The sequence below is a fragment of the Pseudomonas sp. AU12215 genome (assembly GCF_001675465.2).
GTDB classification, from domain to species: Bacteria; Pseudomonadota; Gammaproteobacteria; order Pseudomonadales; family Pseudomonadaceae; genus Pseudomonas; species Pseudomonas nitroreducens.
Window position 1 is genome coordinate 1 of record NZ_MACM02000021.1, and the last position, 22,666, is coordinate 22,666.

The window sequence follows — 22,666 nt, forward strand, 5'->3', positions numbered from 1 at the left end:
CTTCCGATMWCGCAGTTTCTAGGCGCAGACTCCAAGCCGATACGTCTCGGTGCCTTACAGCGTCTGCGCCTTGAAGGTATCGCACTTGCCCGGCGAGCCGCTTTCGAAGCCGAGCTTGAACCAGCGAACACGCTGCGCGGACGAACCGTGGGTGAAGGAGTCGGGCATCACTGTGCCGCGCGCCTGGCGTTGCAGGTGGTCGTCGCCGATGGCATTGGCAGCATTCAGCGCTTCTTCCACGTCGCCTGGCTCCAGCCAGTTCAGGCGCTGCTGGGCATGGTTGGCCCAGACGCCGGCAAAGCAGTCGGCCTGCAACTCCTGGCGCACCGAGAGGCCGTTGGCTCCCTCCATGCGCGCGCCGCGTTGGCGTGCGGCGTTGATCTTGGCGGAGATACCCAGCAGGTTCTGCACGTGGTGCCCGACTTCGTGGGCAATCACGTAGGCCTGGGCGAAGTCGCCGGCGGCAGAGAACTTCTGCTCCATCTCGCGGAAGAATCCGAGGTCGAGGTAAACCCGGTGGTCGCCGGGACAGTAGAAGGGGCCGACCGCCGAGGAAGCGAAGCCGCAGGCCGAGTTCACCCCGCCGTTGAACAGGATCAGCTTGGGTTGCTCGTACTGCTGGTTGCTGCGGGCAAAGATCTCGCCCCAGGTGTCTTCGGTATCGCCGAGGATCGACTGGACGAATTCCACCTGCGGGTCGGCGCCGGTGGCCGGCTTGCCCTGCACTGGGCGGCTCGGTGCCTGTTGCTGGGAAACATCCATCTGACCGAGCAGCGAGCCGAGGATGGTCATCGGGTCCTGTCCGGAGAGCAGGCCGATCACCACGACGATAGCCACGCCGCCCAGACTCAGTCCACGCCCGCCGATGCGCATGCCTCCGCCACCGCCCATGCCTCCGCCGGTTTCATCGCGGGCATCCACTACGTTGTCGCTGCGTCGTCCTTTGCGCCAGAGCATGGCGGCATCTCCATCGAATAAGTGGGTTGAGTGTTGTCTTGGGAGGCGTTTGCCGCCAGCCCGATCGTCAGGCGAGGCGTTGGACTGAGCTCAGGATGCACTGATATCGCTCAGTCGTGTGGCCGATGCCAAGTCTGCGCGATTCGCCTGAGCCCGATCTGCCCTGCGGCACTCCAGTCGGCTCTGTGTTCAGGGAAGTCGGGCGGATGCACTGAACAGGCTGAGTAACGGGGCGGTCATGGCAGTGGTCAGAATCGCCATCACCAACAACATGGTGAACATCTCGGGGCCGATCAGGCCTGCGTCGAGCCCAACTTTCATGACGATCAGTTCCATCAGGCCACGGGCGTTCATCAACGAGCCAACTGCAAAGCTGTCCCGCCAGGCGAGTCCGCCAGCGCGAGCTCCCGCAGCGCCACCCAGTACCTTGCCGGCGACTGCAACCAGGATAACCAGTATCAGGGCTCCGATATGAGTCGGGGTGAATGCGTCGGTGGTGGTGCTGAGTCCGGCAATCGCGAAGAACACGGGCATCAACAGGACCAGCGCAGGAAACTCCAGGCGTTCGACCAGCGTTTTCAGCAGGCGATCATCCCGCGGCAGGCAGGCCCCGAACAGGAAGGCGCCGAACACAGCGTGGACGCCCAGCCACTGGGTCAAAGCGGCGCAGCCTATCGCACCGCCGGCCAGGACCGAAAGCATCATCAATCCAGGGCAACCGTCCTTCACGTAGGTCCGCAGCAGCCATGCGCACAATGGCTTGAACAGGATAAAGATGACGGCCACGAGAACGACCAGGCCGAGTGTCGTCTTTACGATGGCGGTAGAGCCATCGATTCCGGTCAGTGCGACGACCGCGGCGAGCATGATCCAGGCAAGCACGTCAGCGATAGCCGCCGATGCCATCGACAGGCGCCCCATGGGTGTCTGGGTCATGCCGCGCTCTTTCAGGATGCGCGCCATGACAGGGAAGGCGGTAATCGACATGGCTGCCGCCATGAACAGCGCGAAGGGCCAGAAACCCACTCCGGCCGGGGCCAGGGAGGAATGGAGCAGGGCGGACGCGAAAAAGCCGAGAACCATTGGTACCAGGACGCTGAGGATACCCACCAGGCTGGCTGACTTGAGTTGAGCACGCGCACCATCGGGCGCGCGCAGTTCGGCGCCGACGACGAACATGAACAGTACCAGCCCCAGTTGTGACAGGGAGGACAGCGCCGAAAGCGAATGGGGCTCGAACAACTCGGCGTGCTGCGCCGGGAACAGCGCACCGAACACGATCGGCCCCAGCACTATTCCAGCGGCCATTTCACCGATCACGGTGGGTTGTTTCAGTAACCCTAGCAACAGGCCGCACAAGCGGGAAACGGCCAGTATGACCAGCAGCTGGAGAAGAAATGGCGAGTGAGGCATTGCGCTTGATCTCAGGCATTGCTGGGGTGGCGTGAGCGGGCAGGTGATCGCTCAGTACGTTGGACGTCCCTGCAAGACAGGCAACGTCCAACGTTCTGGTGCTGGCGAGTGTGGCGTCCGTCCGGCTTAGTTGGAGGCGCCGCTCTCTGCCTTCATGCGGCTTTCTACCTTGGCGAGGAAGCTGCCCAGGCGCTGTCGCTTTTCCTGCGACAGGGAGCGCAGATCCAAGGCCGTCGCTTCGCGGGACAAAATGCCCAGCGGAGCTGCCACCGACATCCAGTTGGGCACGCCGAACATACGGAACGGGCCACCCTGGTATTGCTCCATATCCATCAGCCGGGGCGGGCGATGGGCAAGGGTTCGCTTGAGCTCTTTGTATGTGCTGGGTGCCGCTGCATTGCTCGCCGCACGCCAGAACTCGGTGTCGTTGCGCGGGGTGTCATAGTGCAGGAACAGGAAGTCTCGAATGCCATCCCAGTAGCGTCCGATCTCATGATTGAACTGGTCGATCAGTTGCTGCGGAATGATGCCGTCGCAGGCGACGATCAATTCGCCGAAGCGCGCGAGCTGGTCCAGTGTCTGTCCAATGGAGGTTGCCTCCAGCGGCTCGACGAATCCGGAGGAGAGGCCGACGGCCATGACATTGCCCAGCCACACCTGGTCGTAGTGTCCGGGCTCAAAGGCGAAGTCGTTGGCCGGCTCGATGTCCATCCCCCAGTAGTCCTGGACTTCTTTTACTGCCGCCTCCCTGTCGGTATACCGGTCGCAGTACACGTAACCCACCCCCAGGCGCTCAAGGGTTGGAATACACCACATCCAGCCATGTCTCATGGCGATAGCGCGGGTGACCAGCGGTGGGTGTTCCGTCTGTGAGGGGATAAAGAAGGGGAGGGCCCGGTTCAACAGCAAATGGTCTGCATAGGACTGCCAGGACGCATTCAGCGTCTTGCCGATGATCAGTCGATGCAGACCAGAGGCATCGATGACGAAATCGACTTCGATCTCGCGATCAGGCAATACCAGTGCGGTGACATGCCTTTTTTCGTCAAGGCGCACACTTTCGACGGTTGCGTTGATGTGCTGTACCCCTCGCTTGATCGCGATATCTCGCAGATAGGAGGCCAGCTTGCGGGCGTCGAAGTGGTAGGCCATGGGCGTCTTGGCGGGGAGACTCTGGAGAAAGGCCTCCGCGGTGGCCTGACTGGCTCCTTCTTGCCACATCTTCCAGGTGGCCGGGTAGTGCTGTAGCTGGTAGCCCTGGTTGATCAGTATCGAGGCCAGGGGGTAGCTGCCGTTGGGCTCGACCCATGACGTCAGGTCGACACCGTCATGGCTGTAGGAAAACTGATGCAGGAAAATGTCATCTGGAGCGCCGCTGCGCCAGCCTTCCAAGGCCAGTCCCAACTTGTGCGTGGAGTGGGTTTCGCGCATGAATTCGGTACGGTCGAGCCCGTAATGTTCCAGCGCGCGGTTGAAATTAGGCAGGCTGCCTTCGCCGGCACCAATGATGCCCAGCGATTCTGCCTCAACCAGGACGACTTCCACTTTGTGGAGAAAGAGCTTCCTTAGTTCGAGTGCGGCGAACCACCCGGCGCTTCCTCCGCCCACTACGGCGACTCGGCGGCAGTTGGATAAATTCAACATCATTGGCTTCCTGGAGTGCTACTGGATGGAGTGCGGTGCGGCACTCCGGGTACCCCGCAATCATCCGTATTCGACGCGGAAATGAAGAGAGCAGGGCGCTTACAGTGCGTGTAAGACTTTCCGGAATTTAAGTGATGAAAAGCTCTTGATATTTATAGGAATTAATTCGGGACAATGTGTACGTGTCGTGCAGCCCGAAGTTGCTTGCGAGTGGACGGAGAACTAGTCCGGTTTAGCTAGTTCGTCGGCGGGGAGTGCGACGCTCCGGTTCGGCGTGCCGAAGCGGTTGCATGCCGTCTCCAGTCGTTTGGCAAGGTGCCGCGTTATCCACAAAAGGTGCCTGGGAGAGATACATATTGGCCATGGCATGGGCTCCGATCTGTCAGCCGGATCAAGACGTGCTCCGGTGCGCTGCCGGAAGCAATTTCCCTGTCGATATTGAGTGGCGTGGGATTCTGCGCGCGCGCGGCTCGGTAGTTCCGGCATGAATCAGCGTGGGGCGTGGATTTCTCATAAGAGCGCCGCAAGAAGTGCAAAGATAATTCGCGCTGCCACTCTGCGACGGCACAGCAGAGTGGCTCGGCGGCTCCATGCTAGTCCTGGAGGAGCCGGTATCGCGGGGCTGGTCCTTAGATCGACATGGCAGCTTCCGCGGTCATGCGCGGCTCTACCTTGGCGAGGAACTCACCGATGTTCCATCGTTGCTCCTTCGACAGTGGCACCAGGTCCGCAGCTGTTGCCTTTCGGGTCAGAACGCCTAGTGGCGCAGCCACAGACATCCAGCTGGTAGGTCCGAAAAGGCTGAAGGTACCGCCGCGATAGGGCTCGAGATCCACGTCGCGAGGTGGACGAAGAGCGAACGTCCGCTTGAGCTCTGCGTAGGTGGAAGGGGGCGTCGCACTGCTTGCCGCCTTCCAGAACTCGGTATCCTGGCGTGGCGTGTCGTAATGGAGGAAAAGGAAATCGCGAATGCCGTCCCAGTGGCGGGTGATGTCACGGTTGAATTGATCAATCAGCTGCTGCGGAATGAGGCCATCGCAGGCGCTGACCACTTGGTTGAACCGGGCAAGCTGGACGAGTGTCTGGCCAATGGACGTGGCTTCCAGGGGCTCGACAAAGCCGGAGGATAGTCCGACGGCCATGACGTTGCCGATCCATACCTCCTTGAAGTGGCCCGCTGAGAAGGCGAAGTGGTTGACCGGCTCGATCTCCGTCCCCCAGTACGCCTGGGCTTCGCGCAGGGCGCCTTCCTTGTCGGTGTGCTGGTTGCTGTAGACATAGCCGACGCCAAGTCGGTCCTGAGTCGGGATGCACCACATCCAGCCATTCTTCATCGCGATTGCGCGGGTGACCAGCGAAGGGTGCGCGCCTTGTGCGGGGATGAAGAAAGGCAATGCCTGGTTCAGCAGCAGGTGATCGGAGTAGGACTCCCAGGGCGAGTGCAGGGCCTTGTCGATGATCAAGCGGTGCAGGCCGGAGGCGTCGATGACGAAGTCGACCTCGAGCTCCCCATTCTCCAGAATCAGGTGGGTTACATGCCGACGCTCGTTCAGGCGCACTGACTCTACCCGCGCGTTAACCCTCTTCACCCCGCGCTTGAGGGCAACCTCACGCAAGTATTCCGCCAGTTTCCGCGCGTCGAAATGGAAGGCCATCGGTGGCACGGCATATAGCTTCAGTTGCTCCTGCAGATAAGCTTCGGCCTGCTGCTGGCTGGCCCCTTCACGGTAGAGGCGCCACGCATCGGGGAAGTGATGAAGCTGCAGGTCCTGGTTGAGGAGGATGGAGGCCAGTGGATAACTGCCGTTTGGCTCGATCCAGGCATTCAGGTCCACGCCATCGCTGTGGAACGAGAAAGGGTGGAAGAAGATGTCGTCCTTTTTCCCGGTACGCCAGCCTTCCAGCGTCAGTCCCAGCTTGTAGGTCGAACGGGTCTCGCGCATGAACTCGGCACGGTCGATCTCATAGCGATCGAGTGCGCGATTGAAATTGGGCAGGCTGCCCTCGCCTGCACCGATGATGCCCAGTGTCTCGGACTCGACCAGGACAACCTCGACCTGATCGAGAAAGAGTTTCCTGAGCTCGAGCGCGGCGAACCATCCAGCGCTTCCTCCGCCAACAACGGCGACGCGGCGGTAATTGGAAAGATTCAACATGAAAGGCGTCCTGAAAATCTGCTGGAAGGTGCGCCGCGAGGCGCTCCGAAATAGTCAGCGCGATTATCCGGACCTGATCGGAGTCTTAGAGGAAGGCGATTCCTCAATATTGATCAGACGATTCCTGGGATGATGTTCCAGGTTTGTCTCTCTGTACTGCCGATCTATCCAGTGGTCAGGCGAATCGATGCAGCAGTTCGGCGCGGGCAAGCAACTGGACATCACCGCCGACGCGGACTTCGTCGTCCTGGCCGACCTGCACGTCGAGACGGCTGGGGCGGCCCACGAAGCGGCCCTGGGACAGCTGGAACAACTCGCCGCGGCGCGCCTTGCCCAGTTCCACCAGGTAGGCCGCGACAGGGCCGGCAGCACTGCCGGTGGCAACGTCCTCGATGATCCCGGCGCCGTCCCAGGTGCGGCCCTCGCGATTATCCACATCCAGTACGAAGACGAAGGCGGCGTTGAGTTTTGCCAGCTCGGCCGTCAGATCCGTGCGCTGGCGCACGCGGCCCATTGCTTCGCTGCGCACTGGCAGCAGCAGGTAGGGCAGGCCGGTGCTGACCACGGCCGCCGGATAGTCGGCCAGGTCCGCGGCGTTCAGCGAGAAGGCTTCGGCGAACCAGCGGCGCGCCTCGTCATCCAGCACGGTGCCGAAATCAGCCGTGCCCTGGTTCATCTCGGCGTGGAAGCCTGTGCCCCGGCGGCGGGTGGCAACCTTCACGGCTTTCGCCGGCAGCTCCAGCGTCCAGTGTTCTTCCTCTCCGCGCTGGTGCAGGTGGTGAAGCAGAGCAGCGGCTCCCAGGACCGGGTGGCCAGCAAACGGCAGTTCCTCGTCGACGGTGAAGATGCGCGCCGAATAGGTGTCCAGCGTGGCCGAGGGGAACAGGAATATCGACTCGAACTGACGCAGTTCCTGGGTCAGCGCCAGCAGGGTCTGGGCGGGTATGCCGCGGGCGTCGGGGAACACCGCCAGGCCGTTGCCGGTGAGCGGTTGGTCGGCGAAGACGTCGAGCTGCCAGTACTGTTGCGCGGACATGGGCCTCCAGATGCCGCTCTTGAGCGGCGTAAAGAAAAACTCGACAGCCAGCCTAGCGAGCTATATGTTCGCCGACAAGAAAGCGCAGGTCACAGCGCCGTGCTTTCCAGGCCACCGCAGTGGCCGGCGTCGCTCGGACGGTTCCGGGCGCCTACGTTAATCAGAGGACACCATGACTGAACCCCGTTCAGCTCGTCGCTTTGCGCGCATCGATCGCCTGCCCCCCTACGTCTTCAACATCACCGCCGAACTGAAGATGGCCGCCCGCCGCCGTGGCGAGGACATCATCGACCTGTCCATGGGCAACCCGGACGGGGCCACGCCGCCGCACATCGTCGAGAAACTCTGCCAGGTCGCCCAGCGCGAAGACACCCACGGCTACTCCACTTCCCGTGGCATTCCGCGCCTGCGCCGCGCCATCTCGCACTGGTACCGCGACCGCTATGAGGTCGAGATCGACCCGGAATCCGAAGCCATCGTCACCATCGGCTCCAAGGAAGGCCTGGCGCACCTGATGCTCGCCACCCTGGACCACGGCGACACCATTCTTGTGCCCAACCCCAGCTATCCGATCCACATCTACGGTGCGGTGATCGCCGGCGCGCAGGTGCGCTCGGTGCCGCTGGTGCCGGGGATCGACTTCTTCAACGAGCTGGAGCGGGCGATCCGCGAATCGATTCCCAAGCCGAAGATGATGATCCTCGGCTTCCCCTCCAACCCCACCGCGCAGTGCGTGGAGCTGGACTTCTTCGAGCGCGTGGTGGACCTCGCCAAGCGCTACGACGTGCTGGTGGTGCATGACCTGGCCTACGCGGACATCACCTTCGATGGCTGGAAGGCGCCGTCGATCATGCAGGTGCCGGGTGCCAAGGACATCGCGGTGGAGTTCTTCACCCTGTCCAAGAGCTACAACATGGCCGGCTGGCGCATCGGCTTCATGGTCGGCAACCCGGAGCTGGTCTCGGCTCTGGCGCGGATCAAGAGCTACCACGACTACGGCACCTTCACCCCGCTGCAGGTGGCGGCCATCGCCGCGCTGGAAGGCGACCAGCAGTGCGTGCGCGACATCGCCGACCAGTACCAGAAGCGCCGCGATGTGCTGGTGAAAGGTCTGCACGAAGCCGGTTGGATGGTGGAGAACCCCAAGGCCTCCATGTACATCTGGGCGAAGATCCCCGAGCCCTATGCGCACCTGGGCTCGCTGGAGTTCGCCAAGAAGCTGCTCAAGGACGCCAAGGTCTCCGTATCGCCCGGCATCGGCTTCGGTGACTACGGCGATGACCATGTGCGCTTCGCCCTGATCGAGAACCGTGATCGCCTGCGTCAGGCCGTGCGGGGGATCAAGGCGATGTTCCGCGCCGACGGGCTGTTGCCGGCCAAAGCCGAATGACGAGTGTGTGAATGAAAAAGGGCGACCCAATGGTCGCCCTTTTTGTTTGGAGTCCCCCACCCCATCCTGCTCGCGGAGCATTGCCGCGCGGGAACCTGGAGAGTGCCCCGCGCGCCGGAAGCCCCATCCCACCTCCGCCAGCGCTCAGGGGTGAGGGATAGCCCTGGCGTCAGTGTGCCGGGTAGTCGGCGATCACTTCGCGCTGACCGCTCCTGGTCAGCCCGACCACCTGGTAAGCGTCGTGCCGGTCGCCCATTTCCATGCCCGGCGAGCCCATCGGCATGCCCGGCACGGCGGCGCCGATCAGGTCGGCACGCTCACGCAGCTTCAGCACATCGGCTGCCGGCACGTGGCCCTCGACGAATTTGCCGTCGATCACGCCGGTGTGGCACGAGCCCATGCTGTGCGGGACGCCGAGTTTGGTCTTCACTGCACTCATGTCCGTCTCGACGTGGTCGTTGACGGTGAAGCCGTTGCTTTCCAGGTGCTTGATCCAGTCCTTGCAGCAGCCGCAGTTGGCATCGCGGTGCACGTCGATGGACAGCGGCTCGGCAGCCTGGGCGGCGCCGGCGACGAGGGCGGTTAGCAGAAGCAGGGTGCGCATGGTTGGAACCTCGAAATTCGAACGCGATTGAGCATACTCCCCAGTGTACCCGGCCCCCACCCGGTGTTTGTTTCCCCATATGACGCGCTTGCCCGAACTTGCCGCGCCGTGCGGGGTCTTTAGCTGATCGGTGGTGCGTCCGCGACTCCCGGTCGCAGGTCTGGACGCTCGGCAATGGCTGCATGGCCAAGGAGAAATCGGATGCTCTTCGCCCGTCTCGTCCTGCTGGTCCAGGCTCTGGTCTGGGGTGGCCTGGGATTGCTCTACTGGATTCGTCCCTATGAGATGGCCAACCTCAGCGGCATGTTGCTGATGGAGCCGTCGTCGGTGAGCGACGCTCGCGTGTTCTATGGCGGCCATCAGTTCGCCCTCGCGCTGTTCCTTGTCTTTGCCCTGCGTCGCCGCCTGCTGGTGCGGCCGGCGCTGATCCTGGTGATCCTGGTGCAACTGACCCTGACATTGTCGCGCCTGCTGATCGCCTGGACCGAAGGGGGCATGGAGTGGGACGCACAGCTGGCCGGCGTGGTCTACCGCGGAGTGATTTCGGCGCTGGCGATCTTCGCTCTCTACTGGTTGGAGCGGCAGTCGCGTAATCGCCAGGTGGTGGTGCGCGAAGAGCCGGAGCCCGAGGAGCGCAAGGCCGACTTCGAGGGGTTGTGAGTTCGGATGAGTGGCGTCGCCAGCAAGCAGCGGCGCTGCCGGGCCGACCCCGCTCCGTGCTATCGTATTGATTTTGCGGTAGTAGCAGCGGAGCCAGCATGAAGTTCGTCCATCAACGTGAACACCTCAACGAAGGCGATCTGGTCGTCATCGAGTGTTCCATGACCTGCAACATCCGCCTGATGACCGATGCGAACTTCCGCAGCTTCAAGAACGGTGGCCGCCATTCGTACCACGGCGGCGCCTTCGACCGGTTCCCGGCCAAGATCAAGGTGCCCAGCACCGGCAACTGGAACATCACCATCGACACCGTCACCCGCCGCGCCATCAGCGTCACGCGCAAGGCCGACTTCAAGTACAGCATCAAGTTCGTGCGCAAGTCGCCGTCGAACTTCAGCTGATCCTCAGTTCCCCGCCTGTGCGGGGAAATCCTTCAGCAGGCGGGCGATGCCTTCGTCCACGGCCTGCTGGGTGATCTTCGGGTCGTGCAGCTGGCGCGCCACTTGTGCCTGGTACAGCACCTGCCCGGTAGCCTCGTCGAGAATCCTCAGCGCCAGGCGCGCCTGTTCCTGATCGGTGAACTGGGTCTGGGTCATCACGCCCGCGCTGGTCGCCACCGGTCGCTGGACGATACCGGTCTGGCTGTCCAGGCCGACGGCATAGATCACCCGTAGCTCTCCCGAGCCTTCCTTGAATTCATAGCCCTTGGCTTCCAGCGCGCGGCGTACGGCGAGATCGAAGCGATCCTCCAGATCCTCGCGGTGGCCTTGCGCGCGCACGGCCTGGATGAAGAAGGTGCTTTGTCGGCCATTGGCGGCGGGGGAGACGCTGATATCGGCGGGGTCGCTGCCGGCACAGGCGCTCAGCAGCAGGAACAGCAAGGGAAGGATCAGGCGGGACATGGGCGTGCCTCTTGTCGTTGTTCCGCAAGACTAGCTGCAGAACCCGGAGGCGCCGCCCAACCCTAGGTTGGGCGGCCCGTCGTGGTAGCGGGGGCTCAGCGGCGGGTCAGCAGCACGCCGGCTTCCATGTGGTGCGTGTAGGGGAACTGGTCGAACAGGGCGCAGCGGCTGACCTGGTGGGTGTCGTGCAGCTGGGCGATGTTCTGCGCCAGGGTCTCCGGGTTGCAGGAGATATAGAGGATGTTGTCGAAGCGGCGGGTCAGCTCGCAGGTGTCCGGGTCCATGCCGGCACGCGGCGGGTCGACGAACACGCTGCCGAACTCGTAGGACTTCAGGTCGATGTCAGCTAGGCGGCGGAACGGGCGAACCTCGTTGAGCGCCTGGGTCAGCTCCTCGGCGGAGAGGCGCACCAGGGTGACATTGTCCACGGCGTTGTCGGCCAGGTTGGCCAGTGCGGCGTGCACCGAGGTCTTGCTGATCTCGGTGGCCAGCACCTTGCGCACGCGGGTGGCGAGCGGCAGGGTGAAGTTGCCGTTGCCGCAGTACAGTTCCAGCAGGTCGTCGTCGCGCTGGCCCAGGGCTTCGTACGCCCAGTTGAGCATCTTCTGGCAGACCTCGCCGTTGGGCTGGGTGAAGGCGCCCTCCGGCTGGCGGTAACGGAAGGTGCGGCCGGCAACGGTCAGCTCCTCGCTGACGTAATCACGTCCCACCACCAGACGCTTGCCGCGCGAGCGGCCAACGATGCTCACGCCCAGTTCGGCGGCCAGCTTCTCGGCGGCGGCCTGCCAGGCGGCGTCCACCGGACGGTGGTAGCAGAGGGTGATCAGCGCGTCGCCCGCCAGGGTGGTGAGGAACTCCACCTGGAACAGCTTGTGGCCCAGCGTCGGCTCGGCCCAGGCGGCCTTCAGGCGCGGCATCAGCTCGTTGATGCGCTGGCTGGCGATGGGGAATTCCTCGATCAGGATCGGCGTGTGCTTGTCGCCCTGCTCGAACATCGCGTAGTGGCGGGCCTCGCCCTCGCGCCACAGGCGGAACTCGGCGCGCAGGCGGTAATGCTCACGGGGCGAGTCGAACACCTCCGGTTCCGGCGCGGCGAAGGGAGCCAGCAGCTCGCGCAGGCGTGCGGCCTTGTCGGCCAGTTGGCTGTCGTAGTGGGAGGGATCGAAACGCGGACTGCTCATGGGGAACGCTCTTCAAGGGGCCCGGACTCGCTGGGCCGCTTTTCATTAAGGACAACTCGAAACTGTCGGGGCTCGCGAGCTAGGTCAGACAAGGCGCCAGGTCGATTCGGAAGCGGAGTTTACGGCTGTAAATGAGCATTCCGGATTGACCTGGCAACGCAGTATGGCCGACGCGCAGCAGCCCCCTTCACTCAAGCGTTGAACCAGCCCAGCTTGATCACGAAGAGAATCGACAGGATCACCAGCGCCGGGTTCAGTTCGCGGAAGCGGCCGGACAGCAGCTTGCAGGCGGTCCAGGTGATGAAGCCGAAGGCAATGCCGTTGGCAATGGAGAAGGTCAGCGGCATGGCCAGGGCGGTCACTACCACGGGGGCGGCGACGGTCAGGTCGTCCCAGTCGATCTCGGCCAGGCCCGAAGCCATCAGCACGGCGACGAAGAACAGCGCCGGGGCGGTGGCGAAGGCCGGCACATTGCCCGCCAGTGGGGCGAAGAACAGCGCCAGCAGGAAGAGCACGGCGACCACGATGGCGGTCAGGCCGGTGCGGCCACCGGCGGAAACGCCCGCCGCCGACTCGATGTAGCTGGTGGTGGTGGAGGTGCCCAGCAGCGAGCCGACCATGGCGGCGGAGCTGTCGGCGATCAGCGCGCGGCCCATCTTCGGCATGTGCCCGTCCTTGCCCATCAGGCCGGCCCGCTTGGCCACGCCGATCAGGGTGCCGGAGTTGTCGAACAGGTCGACGAAGAGGAAGGCGAAGATCACGCTGAACAGGCCGATGTCCAGCGCGCCCTTGATATCCAACTGGAGGAAGGTCGGCGCCAGCGACGGCGGCATCGATACCACGCCGCCGAACTGGGAGACGCCGATGGCGATGGAGATGAAGGTGACGACCAGGATGCCGATCATCACCGCGCCGGTCACGCGGCGCGCTTCCAGGGCGACGATCAGGATGAAGCCGAGGATCGCCAGCAGCGGTGCGGGCTTGGCGAGATCACCCATGCCCACCAGGGTGGCCTGGTTGGCGACGACGATGCCCGATTCCTTCAGCGCGATCAGCGCGAGGAACAGGCCGATGCCGGCGGCGATGGCCGAGCGCAGGGCCAGCGGGATGCTGTTGATGATCCACTCGCGGATGCGGAAGATCGAAATGATGAAGAACATGCACGCGGAGAGGAACACCGCACCGAGCGCCACTTGCCAGGTGTGGCCCATGTGCAGGACCACGGTGTAGGTGAAGAAGGCGTTCAGGCCCATGCCGGGAGCCAGGGCGATCGGGTAGTTGGCGATCAGGCCCATCACCGCCGAGCCGATGGCGGCGGCGAGGCAGGTGGCGACGAAGATCGCGCCTTTATCCATGCCCGTCTCGCCGAGGATGCTCGGGTTGACGAAGAGGATGTAGGCCATGGTCAGGAAGGTAGTGATACCCGCCAGGATCTCGGTGCGCACATTGGTGTTGTGTGCCTTGAGTTGGAACAGCTTTTCCAGCATGTTTGGCTCCCCGTGACGCTCTTGCGCCGTTATCGTTCTGGCCGGGAAAAGCAAGGTGCATGCCCAGGTGGGCCCTGCGCCTTTTCTTGTGGCCGGCAAAAGGCGCGCATGATACCAGCTTGCCCTGAGCCGGAGAATTTCTGACCGGACCGCCAGCATCCGTTCGTCTGCAAGCTTAGTCGCGGGTGCCGACCAAGGGAGTGCAACTTGTGCGCTGACGGTGGTCTGATCCTTCATAACCCTGGCCCGCCCGGGCCGCTCGGTCCGATTCGCAGTCGATGAAACGCTCTATTCCGATCCTCCTCGCCTCATTGTTGGGCGCCTGCGCCGGTGCACCGCCGTCGGCGCCGCAGCACACCTTCGATGTCCACGCCCTGGCCGAGAAGCCCACGGCCAGTACCCGCACCCTGGCCGACCCGCAGGGCAAGGCGGTGCTGCTGGAAACCCATCCGGTGTTGACCCAGCACGATGTGCAGCGCGCCGAGCTGGCCAGCGTGGCTGACGGCAAGCCGGCGGTGCGGGTGCTGTTCACCCCCGAGGCCAGCCTGCGCCTGGCCAGGCTGACCGAGGATGAGCAGGGCAAGGCCCTGGCGGTGGTGATCGACGGGCAGCTGCGACTGCTACCCCAGGTGACGCGGGTGGTGACGGATGGCCAGGTGATGCTCAAGGGGTTTGCCAGCCAGGCGGAGGCGGAGACGCTGGTGCGGCGACTCAACGACTTGCGGGATGTGCCGGTGCAGCCGGAGCAGAAATCAGGTGGGCAGCCCTAGCCCATCCTTTATGGGGCGTATCCCTGAGTGGGACGAATAACCTGGAACTGGTTATTCGCCGGCTGCGTGGAGGCGGATAACGCTGGCGCGGTATGCGCCCTACGAAGCTTTATTACTGTTACCGGCGCGTAGTGGATTTTTCGTAGGAGCGAGCCTGAGCCCTGTGAGCGACAGACATGAAAAAGCCCGGCATCTGCCGGGCTTTTTCGTTTCGCGGTTCGCGGGTTCGGCTTAGGCGCCGTAGACCGGGAACTTGGCGCAGATGGCCTTGACCTTCTCGCGCACGCCGTCCACCACGGACTCGTCGCCCATGTTGGTGAGGATGTCGCAGATCCAGCCGGCCAGCTCGCGGCACTCGGCTTCCTTGAAACCGCGGGTGGTGACAGCCGGGGTGCCGATACGCAGGCCGGAGGTGACGAACGGGGAGCGCGGGTCGTTCGGCACGCTGTTCTTGTTCACGGTGATGAAAGCGCGACCCAGGGCGGCGTCGGCGTCCTTACCGGTGATGTCCTGCTTGATCAGGGACAGCAGGAACAGGTGGTTCTGGGTACCGCCGGAAACCACGTCGAAGCCGCGCTCGATGAACACGCTGGCCATGGTCTGGGCGTTCTTCAGGACCTGCTGCTGGTAGGCCTTGAACTCGGGCTGCAGGGCTTCCTTGAAGCACACTGCCTTGGCGGCGATCACGTGCTCCAGCGGGCCACCCTGGGCGCCCGGGAAGACGGCGGAGTTCAGCTTCTTCTCGATCTCTTCGTTCTTGCGAGCGAGGATCAGGCCGCCGCGCGGGCCGCGCAGGGTCTTGTGGGTGGTGGTGGTGACCACGTCGGCGAACGGCACCGGGTTCGGGTAGACGCCAGCGGCGACCAGACCGGCCACGTGGGCCATGTCGACGAACAGGTAGGCGCCCACTTTGTCGGCGATGGCGCGGAAGCGGGCGAAGTCCAGCACCTGGGAGTAGGCGGAGAAGCCGGCGACGATCATCTTCGGCTTGTGCTCGACGGCCAGGCGCTCGACTTCGTCGTAGTCGATCAGGCCGGCGTCGGTGATGCCGTACTGCACGGCGTTGTACAGCTTGCCGGACGAGGAAACGCTGGCGCCGTGGGTCAGGTGACCGCCGTGGGCCAGGCTCATGCCCAGGATGGTGTCACCGGCCGACAGCAGGGCCAGGTAGACGGCGGCGTTGGCCTGGGAGCCGGCGTGCGGCTGGACGTTGGCGTAGTCGGCGCCGAACAGCTCCTTGGCGCGGTCGATGGCCAGCTGCTCGACGACGTCGACGTACTCGCAACCACCGTAGTAGCGCTTGCCCGGGTAGCCTTCGGCGTACTTGTTGGTCAGCACCGAACCCTGGGCTTCCATCACCGCCGGGCTGGTGTAGTTCTCGGAGGCGATGAGCTCGATGTGCTCTTCCTGGCGCTGGGCTTCCTGCTCCATCGCGGCGAAGAGTTCGGCATCGTAGCGGGCGAGGGTCAAATCACGGCTGAACATGGCGGTCCTCTTAAGGATCGGGTGCTGGGGAAAGGCGCGCATTCTAACTCAAGGCGCCGGTGCTGGCACATGAAAGGCGGTCATGTGGCTGACAAGCGGGGTTCAAGGCCAGGATCGCGGGAGAGACGAGCGGCCGAGTGGGGTGGATAGCCGCTTGTCGAAGGTGCAGGATGAATACGCCATCCTACAAGGGCGCTCGCCTGCTGCGCCGTGCGGTCAGCCGAGCAGGAACAATGCGTTGCTGGCGAACAGCGCGGCGAACTGGTCCGCCGGCACCGGGCGGCCGAAGAGGAAGCCCTGCACCTCGTCGCAGCCGTGTTCGCGCAGGAACTCCAGTTGCTCATGGCTCTCCACGCCCTCGGCGATCACCATCAGGTTCAGGCTGTGGGCCATGGCGATGATGGCGCGGGCGATCTGCGCGTCCTGTTCGCCGTGGGGCAGGCCGTCGACGAAGCTGCGGTCGATCTTCAGTACGTCGATGGGGAACTGCTTGAGGTAATTGAGCGAGGAGTAACCGGTGCCGAAATCGTCGACCGCGATCGCCAGGCCCAGACGTTTCAGGCCCTGAAGTATCTGCATCGCCTGGGAAACATCGCTCATCAGGATGCTTTCAGTCAGCTCCAGCTCCAGGCAGGCCGGGGCGATGCCGGTGTCGGCGAGGATGCTGGCGATGCGTTCGCCCAACTGGCCGTCGGCGAACTGCCGGGCCGAGAGGTTCACGGAAATCTTCGGCACCCGCACCTTGTCGCGGTGCCAGGCTCGCAGTTGCAGGCACGCCTGCTCCAGCAGCCAGTCGCCGACCTGGGCAACCAGGCCCAGCTCTTCCAGCACCGGGATGAACTCCGTCGGCGGAATCAGCCCGCGCTTGGGATGCTGCCAGCGCAGTAGCGCCTCGGCGCCGGTCAGGCGGCGGCCGTCGCCGGTGAACTGTGGCTGGTAGTGGAGAATGAATTCTTCCTGCTCGATGGCCCGGCGCAGGTCGCTTTCCAGTTCCAGGCGCTCCAGGGCGCGGGCGTTCATCTCGGCCTGGTAGAACTGGAAGTTGTTCTTGCCCATCTCCTTGGCGTGGTACATCGCGGTGTCGGCGTTCTTCATCAACTGGCTGAGCTCGGCGCCGTCCTGCGGCGAGAGCGCCACGCCGATGCTGGCGGTGACGAAGAACTCGCGGCCTTCCAGGGTGAAGGGGCGGGCAAGGCTGGAAAGAATCTGCTCGGCCACCTGGATCGCCTGCCGGAGCGCCTTCTCGCGGTCCTTCTGGCCGGGCAACAGCAAGGTGAACTCGTCGCCGCCCATGCGCGCCACGGTGTCGTCGTCGCTGACGCAATGGCTCAGGCGCTCGGCCACTTCCTTGAGCATGCGGTCGCCCGCGGCGTGGCCGAGGGAGTCGTTGATCGGCTTGAAGCGGTCGAGGTCGAGGAACATCAGCACGACCCACTGCTGGTGCCGTTCGGCCTGCAGCAGGGCGGTGTGCAGGCGGTCCTGGAACAGCGTGCGGTTGGGCAGGTGGGTCAGGGCGTCGTAGTACGCCAGGCGGTGGATGCGCCGCTCGCTGGCCTTGCGCTCGCTGATGTCGCTGAAGAAGCAGACGAAGCTGACCAGATCGCCCTCATCGTCGTGCACGGCCGTGATGCCGACCCAGCTCGGGTACAGCTCGCCGCTCTTGCGCTTCTGCAGGATTTCGCCTTCCCAGCTGCCGCTCTTGCGCAGGCTTTCCAGCACGTGCTTGAGCTGGTTGGCCTCCTGGCGGTCGGCGGTGAGCAGGCGCGGCAACTGGTCCAGCACCTCTTCGGCGGAATAGCCGGTAAGGCGGCTGAAGGAGTCGTTGATCTGCACGATGTAGCCGGCGGGGTCGGTGACCATGATCGCCGCGGTGGAGTGCTCGAATACCGTGGCCGCCATGCGCATCTCGCGCTCGGCGCGGCGCTGCTGGCTGACGTCGCGGGCGACGCCGAGCAGCCCCTCGAAGCGGCCATGGTCGTCCCACATCAGGGCGATGCGCAGTTCCACCGGGATCTTGTGGCCGTCGGCGTGCAGGCAGTCGAGGCTGAACAGCTGCGGTTCGGCGCTTTCGCGTAATTCGGCCAGGCGCTTGGGCTCGCCGATGGCGCCCTGTACGCGGTGCAGCAGCTCCTCCAGGCGCTCCAGCTGCGCCGGGTTGGCGGCCACCTGCTGGAAGCCGTTGGCCAGCACCCATTCCGGGCTGTAGCCGAACACCTGCTGGATCGATGGGCTGATGTAGTTGAGCTTCACCTGGGCGTCGGTGGAGAGGATGACGTCGCTGATGCTCTCGGCGAGCATGCGGTAGCGGCGCCCGCTCTCACGAAGGGAGTTGTGTGCTTCGACGGTATCGGTGATGTCCTTGGCCACGCCGATCAGGCGGGCCACGCGGCCGGTGTCGTCGCGGGTCAGGGCCTGCTCACGGATGTCGAACCAGTGCCAGGAACCGTCGCGATGACGCCAGCGCAGCTGGCTGTCCAGCAGCAGGCCATCGCCCACCACCTGCTGCAGGTTGCGCACGCGCCAGTAGTACTCGACATCGTCCGGGTGCAGCACTTTTTCCCAGAAGCGCTCGCCCATGTCGCGCAGCTCGTCGCCGCTGTAGCCCAACTGGTAACCGAGGTTGTGGTTGGTGAAGATCACCCGGCGGGCGGCGATGTCGTGGATGTACAGGGTGTCGGGCACCGCGCGCACGGCATCGGACCAGAACTTTTCGCGCTCGATCAGCGACAGCTCGACCTGCTTGCGGCTGGTGATGTCCGACAGGCTCAGGGTGACGGCGTGGAAGTCCTGGATCATCTCCGGAACGCGCAGTTGCAGCCACAGATGGCGCTGCTCGCCCTGGCGGGTGGTGATGCAGGCTTCCAGTTCGACCATGCCCTGGCCGTGCAGCACGGCTTCGAGCACTTTGCTGCGCACGCCGTCCGGGCGCATCCCGGCGCTGCCGATCAACACCTGCCAGGCCTGTTCGGTGTTGGTGACGCGCATCAGGCGTTTGGCGACATTGTTGATCTCGGTGATGCGCACTTGGCGCAGCAGCCAGGGCAGGCGTTCGGGCTGCGAGGCGATCCAGTCGCGCAGGTCGCTCTGCCGGCGCAGGTTGAGATCCACCAGGCTCTGGCGCAGGGCGGAAAGGTCGAGCACGCAGAGGGCGACGCCGACGCCGTCGAAGATGTCCTGGTAGCGTCGGCGGGTTTCCTCGAGGATGTGCAGCGCCTGCTGTTCCTCGGTGACGTCGCGCAGTACCCAGACCTGTCCGCCCTGGGGCAGGTTGCCACGCAGGACCCAGGTCTGCTCCGCGGCCAGCGGGCTGTCGTCCAGCGAGTGATGGCTGACGGCGAACAGGCGTGCCTGGCCGGCATCATTGACGCGAACCAGCTCGGAGCCGTTGTCCGCCGAGGTGTCGCTGCTGGCCAGCAGGCCGCCAAGACCGGGTAGCAGTTCCAGCAGGTGGTGCTCGCCGGCTTTGCCGGCGGCGATGCCGAACAGTTGCTCGGCCTGTGGATTGAGGTAGGCAAGGCGACCGTCGGCGCGGGTCACCAGCACCCGCTCGTCGATGGCGCCAAGGGCCTGTGCGGCCTGGCGCAGGCTCTGTTGCGACTCTACGGTCAGCGCTCGCAGGTTCTGTTGTTCGCGTTGCAGGCGCAGCAGGGCGGCGCCGGCGATGCCGGCCAGCACCAGCAGCAGCGCCAGCTCTCCCCCCAGGCGCGGCAGCAGGGTGGTGCGCATCTGCCGTTCGTCGAACTGCGGGCGCAGTTGCCAGTCGGTGTTCTGGATCTCCAGGCCGTCCAGGCTCTGCGCCTGCTCCAGCGGCGAGGCGGCGGACAGCGGGCCGGGACGGTAGCCGCTGGAGCGGCCGAGGACCTTCTGCTGGACGCTGTCGACCAGTATCCAGTCCGGCGACTCGGGGCGGATCTGTGCCGCCCAGCCGCGCCGGGCGATTTTTTCGTCGAGGCGGATGACGCTGTCTTCTTCACCGGGCTCGGTGGCCTTCAGCCAGACATAGAAATGCCCGCCGTTCTCCTCGCTGAATGCATAGTGATAAGGCTGCTGTGCACTGCGCTGACGCAGGGCTTCGATGAATGCCGTGTCCTTGATGCTGCTGGCGGAGTCGCTCAGGGGGGCGCCACCGGCATCCAGCCTCACCAGGCTGTGGAAGGACGGATAGATGTGTTTGAGTCCGGTGATCAGCGTGGCACGGATGTCGCCGTGGTCGCGGGAGAGCTCCTGCTGCAGCAGGGCCTGGGCCGCCACTGCCTTGAGCTCCAGGGTCAGGGAGATCCGCTGGGCCATCTGTTCGCCGTGCAATACTACCCGCTCGCGCTCGAAGCGCTCCTGGCTGCGGAGCTCCTGGTGCAACTGCCAGCCCAGCAGACCGAGCATGAACAGCACCAGCAGCACCAGGGCTGTCCGGGTCGCCACGCGGCCAGGCCTGACCAATGCGTCCGGAAGGGTACGGGGAGAAATAGACACGGACTTAGGGACCTGGGGCGATACGGCTGAATTCGGCGCAGGCTAGGATGCCCGGAAAGGCGGCTAAGTGCCAGTATGGCCGACGAGCGTCGTTTGCCCTTCCCGACTCATTCCGGTAGCTTTGCCGCACGCGCGCGTGATGTACGGCCAGAGTTCGGGGCATAAAGTACATCCCCGCAGAGTCCCGCGCGAAGGGCCGTCCATCGGCCGTTCGCGCCCTCCGGTGGCCCACGGTGCCACCGTTCCGGCCCGAAGTGCCGGCGCTGCCGTCGTCCGTTCCGGCCATCCCGATCGTCAATTCATCCCAGAAGTCAGGTATCCATGGCTCAATACGTCTACACCATGCACCGGGTCGGCAAGGTCGTGCCGCCCAAGCGTGAAATCCTCAAGGACATCTCCCTGTCGTTCTTCCCCGGCGCCAAGATCGGCGTGCTCGGCCTGAACGGCGCGGGTAAATCCACCCTGCTGCGCATCATGGCCGGCGTCGACACCGAGATCGAAGGCGAAGCCCGCCCGATGCCGGGCATCAATGTCGGCTACCTGCCGCAGGAGCCCAAGCTCGACCCGCAGGCCACCGTGCGCGAGATCGTCGAGGAGGCCGTCGGCCAGATCAAGGCCGCCCAGGCTCGCCTGGACGAGGTCTACGCCGCCTACGCCGAGCCGGATGCCGACTTCGACGCCCTGGCCGCCGAGCAGGCCAAGCTGGAAGCCATTCTCCAGGCTTCCGACGGCCACAACCTGGAGCGCCAGCTGGAAGTCGCCGCCGACGCCCTGCGCCTGCCGCCGTGGGACGCCAAGATCGAACACCTCTCCGGTGGTGAGAAGCGCCGCGTGGCGCTATGCCGCCTGCTGCTGTCCGCGCCGGACATGCTGCTGCTGGACGAACCGACCAACCACCTGGACGCCGACTCTGTCGCCTGGCTGGAACACTTCCTCCACGACTTCCCCGGCACCGTGGTAGCGATCACCCACGACCGCTACTTCCTCGACAACGTCGCCGGCTGGATCCTCGAACTGGACCGTGGCCACGGCATTCCATTCGAAGGTAACTACTCCGGCTGGCTGGAATCCAAGGCCAACCGCCTGGCCCAGGAAGCCAAGCAGGAAGCCTCCCACGCCAAGGCCATGAAGGCCGAACTGGAATGGGTGCGCCAGGGCGCCAAGGGCCGCCAGGCCAAGTCCAAGGCCCGCCTGCAACGCTTCGAGGAACTGCAGTCGCAGGAATTCCAGAAGCGCAGCGAGACCAACGAGATCTACATCCCGGCCGGTCCGCGCCTGGGCGACAAGGTCATCGAACTGCACAACGTCACCAAGGGCTACGGCGAGCGCGTGCTGATCGACAACCTGTCGCTGAGCATCCCCAAGGGCGCCATCGTCGGCGTGATCGGCGGCAACGGCGCAGGCAAATCCACCCTGTTCCGCATGCTGACCGGCAAGGAGCAACCGGACTCGGGCACCATCGAGATCGGCGAGACCGTGCAGATCGCCAGCGTCGACCAGAGCCGTGAAATCCTCGAAGGCAACAAGACCGTATGGGAACAGGTGTCCGACGGCTTCGAGCAGATCAAGATCGGCAACTACGAAGTCCCGTCGCGCAGCTACGTCGGCCGCTTCAACTTCAAGGGCGGCGACCAGCAGAAGTTCGTCAAGGACCTCTCCGGTGGTGAGCGTGGCCGTCTGCACCTGGCCCTGACCCTGAAGCAGGGCGGCAACGTGTTGCTGCTCGACGAACCGTCCAACGACCTCGACGTGGAAACCCTGCGTGCGCTGGAAGAAGCGCTGCTGGACTTCCCCGGCGCCGCCATCGTGATTTCCCACGATCGCTGGTTCCTGGACCGCATCGCGACCCACATTCTCTCCTACGAGGACGACGGCAAGGTGACCTTCTTCGAAGGCAACTACACCGAGTTCGAAGCCGATCGCAAGAAGCGCCTGGGCGACGCAGCCTCGCAGCCGCACCGCGTGCGCTACAAGAAGCTGGCGTAAGCCACTTCGCCATGAAAACGGGGCCTTCGGGCCCCGTTTTCATTTCTGTGCCTTATTCAGCGGCTGCGCTTGAGATCGTCCAGGGTGCGCCGTTGCTCCTCCAACTGGCGCTGCAGTGTGTCGATTTGCCGCGCCTGGTCCTGCAGTGTGCGCTGCTGCTCCTCCAACTGCCGCGACATGCGTTGCAGGTCGGCGGTGCTGAAGTTCGACTTGTGGATCACTTCGCTATCGAATGTATCCGCTACCACCAGGGCGCCGGACTCGGTGAAGTTGCCCAGTTTCATGGCCGCCTGGGCGGGCAGGGCGAAGGCACAGGTGAGAGCGGCGAGGAGCGCGAAGGGGCGTGCGTGCATCGGAATCATCCTGGAGGGGTTGTGTTGTTTGAGTGCAACTGCCTATTGATTTTGTATACAAAAATCTGGTTTTCTGCTGGTCCGGCAGAGGTGGGATTTATATTTTTGCACCATAAAGATTCATAAAAGCGTCACGCTGCACTATCTGAGTGCGGCTTGGGTTGTTAGAGTC

Annotated in this window: 17 protein-coding genes; 5 read left to right on the forward strand and 12 right to left on the reverse strand. The window is 64.2% G+C overall.

Annotation, left to right across the window (positions count from 1 at the left end):
• Positions 1-54: 54 nt before the first annotated feature.
• From A9513_RS05820 to A9513_RS05840, 5 genes are all read right to left on the reverse strand, one after another.
• On the reverse strand, positions 55-957 hold the full coding sequence (locus A9513_RS05820) for a neutral zinc metallopeptidase (RefSeq protein ID WP_037012719.1): 903 nt from the start codon (positions 955-957) through the stop codon (positions 55-57).
• Positions 958-1,146: 189 nt separating this feature from the next.
• Positions 1,147-2,370, reverse strand: a complete 1,224-nt coding sequence (locus A9513_RS05825) for a cation:proton antiporter (protein WP_065084197.1) — start codon at positions 2,368-2,370, stop codon at positions 1,147-1,149.
• 126 nt (positions 2,371-2,496) lie between these two features.
• Positions 2,497-4,014 (reverse strand): tryptophan halogenase family protein, encoded by a 1,518-nt coding sequence (locus A9513_RS05830; protein WP_065084198.1) that lies wholly within the window; start codon positions 4,012-4,014, stop codon positions 2,497-2,499.
• A 629-nt stretch (positions 4,015-4,643) separates the two neighbouring features.
• Positions 4,644-6,170 carry a tryptophan halogenase family protein gene (locus tag A9513_RS05835; protein WP_024763051.1) on the reverse strand — a complete coding sequence of 509 codons (1,527 nt, stop codon included), beginning with the start codon at positions 6,168-6,170 and terminating at the stop codon, positions 4,644-4,646.
• A 175-nt stretch (positions 6,171-6,345) separates the two neighbouring features.
• Positions 6,346-7,206, reverse strand: a complete 861-nt coding sequence (locus tag A9513_RS05840) for a PhzF family phenazine biosynthesis protein (RefSeq protein ID WP_065084199.1) — start codon at positions 7,204-7,206, stop codon at positions 6,346-6,348.
• Between the two features lie 172 nt (positions 7,207-7,378).
• Between A9513_RS05840 and alaC the strand changes: the two genes are divergently transcribed.
• On the forward strand, positions 7,379-8,596 hold the full coding sequence (gene alaC, locus A9513_RS05845; protein WP_065084200.1) for an alanine transaminase: 1,218 nt from the start codon (positions 7,379-7,381) through the stop codon (positions 8,594-8,596).
• Positions 8,597-8,765: 169 nt separating this feature from the next.
• Here alaC and A9513_RS05850 read toward each other — a convergent pair whose 3' ends face one another.
• The gene (locus A9513_RS05850) at positions 8,766-9,200 is read right to left on the reverse strand and encodes a DUF411 domain-containing protein (protein WP_065084201.1); all 435 of its coding nucleotides are present in this window, start codon (positions 9,198-9,200) and stop codon (positions 8,766-8,768) included.
• Between the two features lie 201 nt (positions 9,201-9,401).
• Here A9513_RS05850 and A9513_RS05855 point away from each other — a divergent pair, with 201 nt between their 5' ends.
• Positions 9,402-9,860, forward strand: coding sequence for a DUF4345 family protein (locus A9513_RS05855; RefSeq protein WP_024763055.1), 459 nt, complete (start codon positions 9,402-9,404; stop codon positions 9,858-9,860).
• A gap of 98 nt (positions 9,861-9,958) precedes the next feature.
• Positions 9,959-10,261 (forward strand): DUF1883 domain-containing protein, encoded by a 303-nt coding sequence (locus tag A9513_RS05860; protein ID WP_024763056.1) that lies wholly within the window; start codon positions 9,959-9,961, stop codon positions 10,259-10,261.
• Positions 10,262-10,264: 3 nt separating this feature from the next.
• On the opposite strand, the gene A9513_RS05865 is transcribed toward A9513_RS05860, so the two are convergent.
• The 3 genes from A9513_RS05865 to A9513_RS05875 all read right to left on the reverse strand — a co-directional run bounded on the left by A9513_RS05865 (position 10,265) and on the right by A9513_RS05875 (position 13,430).
• Complete coding sequence (locus A9513_RS05865) at positions 10,265-10,762, reverse strand: DUF4136 domain-containing protein (protein WP_065084202.1); 498 nt, start codon at positions 10,760-10,762, stop codon at positions 10,265-10,267.
• A 95-nt stretch (positions 10,763-10,857) separates the two neighbouring features.
• The gene (gene trmA / locus A9513_RS05870) at positions 10,858-11,943 is read right to left on the reverse strand and encodes a tRNA (uridine(54)-C5)-methyltransferase TrmA (protein ID WP_065084203.1); all 1,086 of its coding nucleotides are present in this window, start codon (positions 11,941-11,943) and stop codon (positions 10,858-10,860) included.
• Positions 11,944-12,134: 191 nt separating this feature from the next.
• Positions 12,135-13,430 (reverse strand): NCS2 family permease, encoded by a 1,296-nt coding sequence (locus tag A9513_RS05875; RefSeq protein ID WP_017521650.1) that lies wholly within the window; start codon positions 13,428-13,430, stop codon positions 12,135-12,137.
• Between the two features lie 278 nt (positions 13,431-13,708).
• Between A9513_RS05875 and A9513_RS05880 the strand changes: the two genes are divergently transcribed.
• Positions 13,709-14,200, forward strand: coding sequence for a hypothetical protein (locus A9513_RS05880; protein WP_024763059.1), 492 nt, complete (start codon positions 13,709-13,711; stop codon positions 14,198-14,200).
• A 231-nt stretch (positions 14,201-14,431) separates the two neighbouring features.
• Here the strand turns inward: A9513_RS05880 and glyA are convergent, their stop codons facing one another.
• Both glyA and A9513_RS05890 read right to left on the reverse strand, forming a co-directional pair.
• Entirely contained in the window at positions 14,432-15,685 is a 1,254-nt protein-coding gene (glyA, locus tag A9513_RS05885) for a serine hydroxymethyltransferase (RefSeq protein WP_024763060.1), read from the reverse strand.
• A 216-nt stretch (positions 15,686-15,901) separates the two neighbouring features.
• A complete protein-coding gene (locus tag A9513_RS05890) occupies positions 15,902-20,065 on the reverse strand; it encodes a GGDEF and EAL domain-containing protein (RefSeq protein WP_176707221.1) in 4,164 nt (1,387 codons plus the stop codon).
• Between the two features lie 411 nt (positions 20,066-20,476).
• On the opposite strand from A9513_RS05890, the gene ettA reads away from it, so the two are divergent.
• Entirely contained in the window at positions 20,477-22,141 is a 1,665-nt protein-coding gene (gene ettA / locus A9513_RS05895) for an energy-dependent translational throttle protein EttA (protein ID WP_024763062.1), read from the forward strand.
• A gap of 56 nt (positions 22,142-22,197) precedes the next feature.
• Here ettA and A9513_RS05900 read toward each other — a convergent pair whose 3' ends face one another.
• Positions 22,198-22,494, reverse strand: coding sequence for a hypothetical protein (locus A9513_RS05900; RefSeq protein WP_255302822.1), 297 nt, complete (start codon positions 22,492-22,494; stop codon positions 22,198-22,200).
• Positions 22,495-22,666 lie beyond the last annotated feature (172 nt).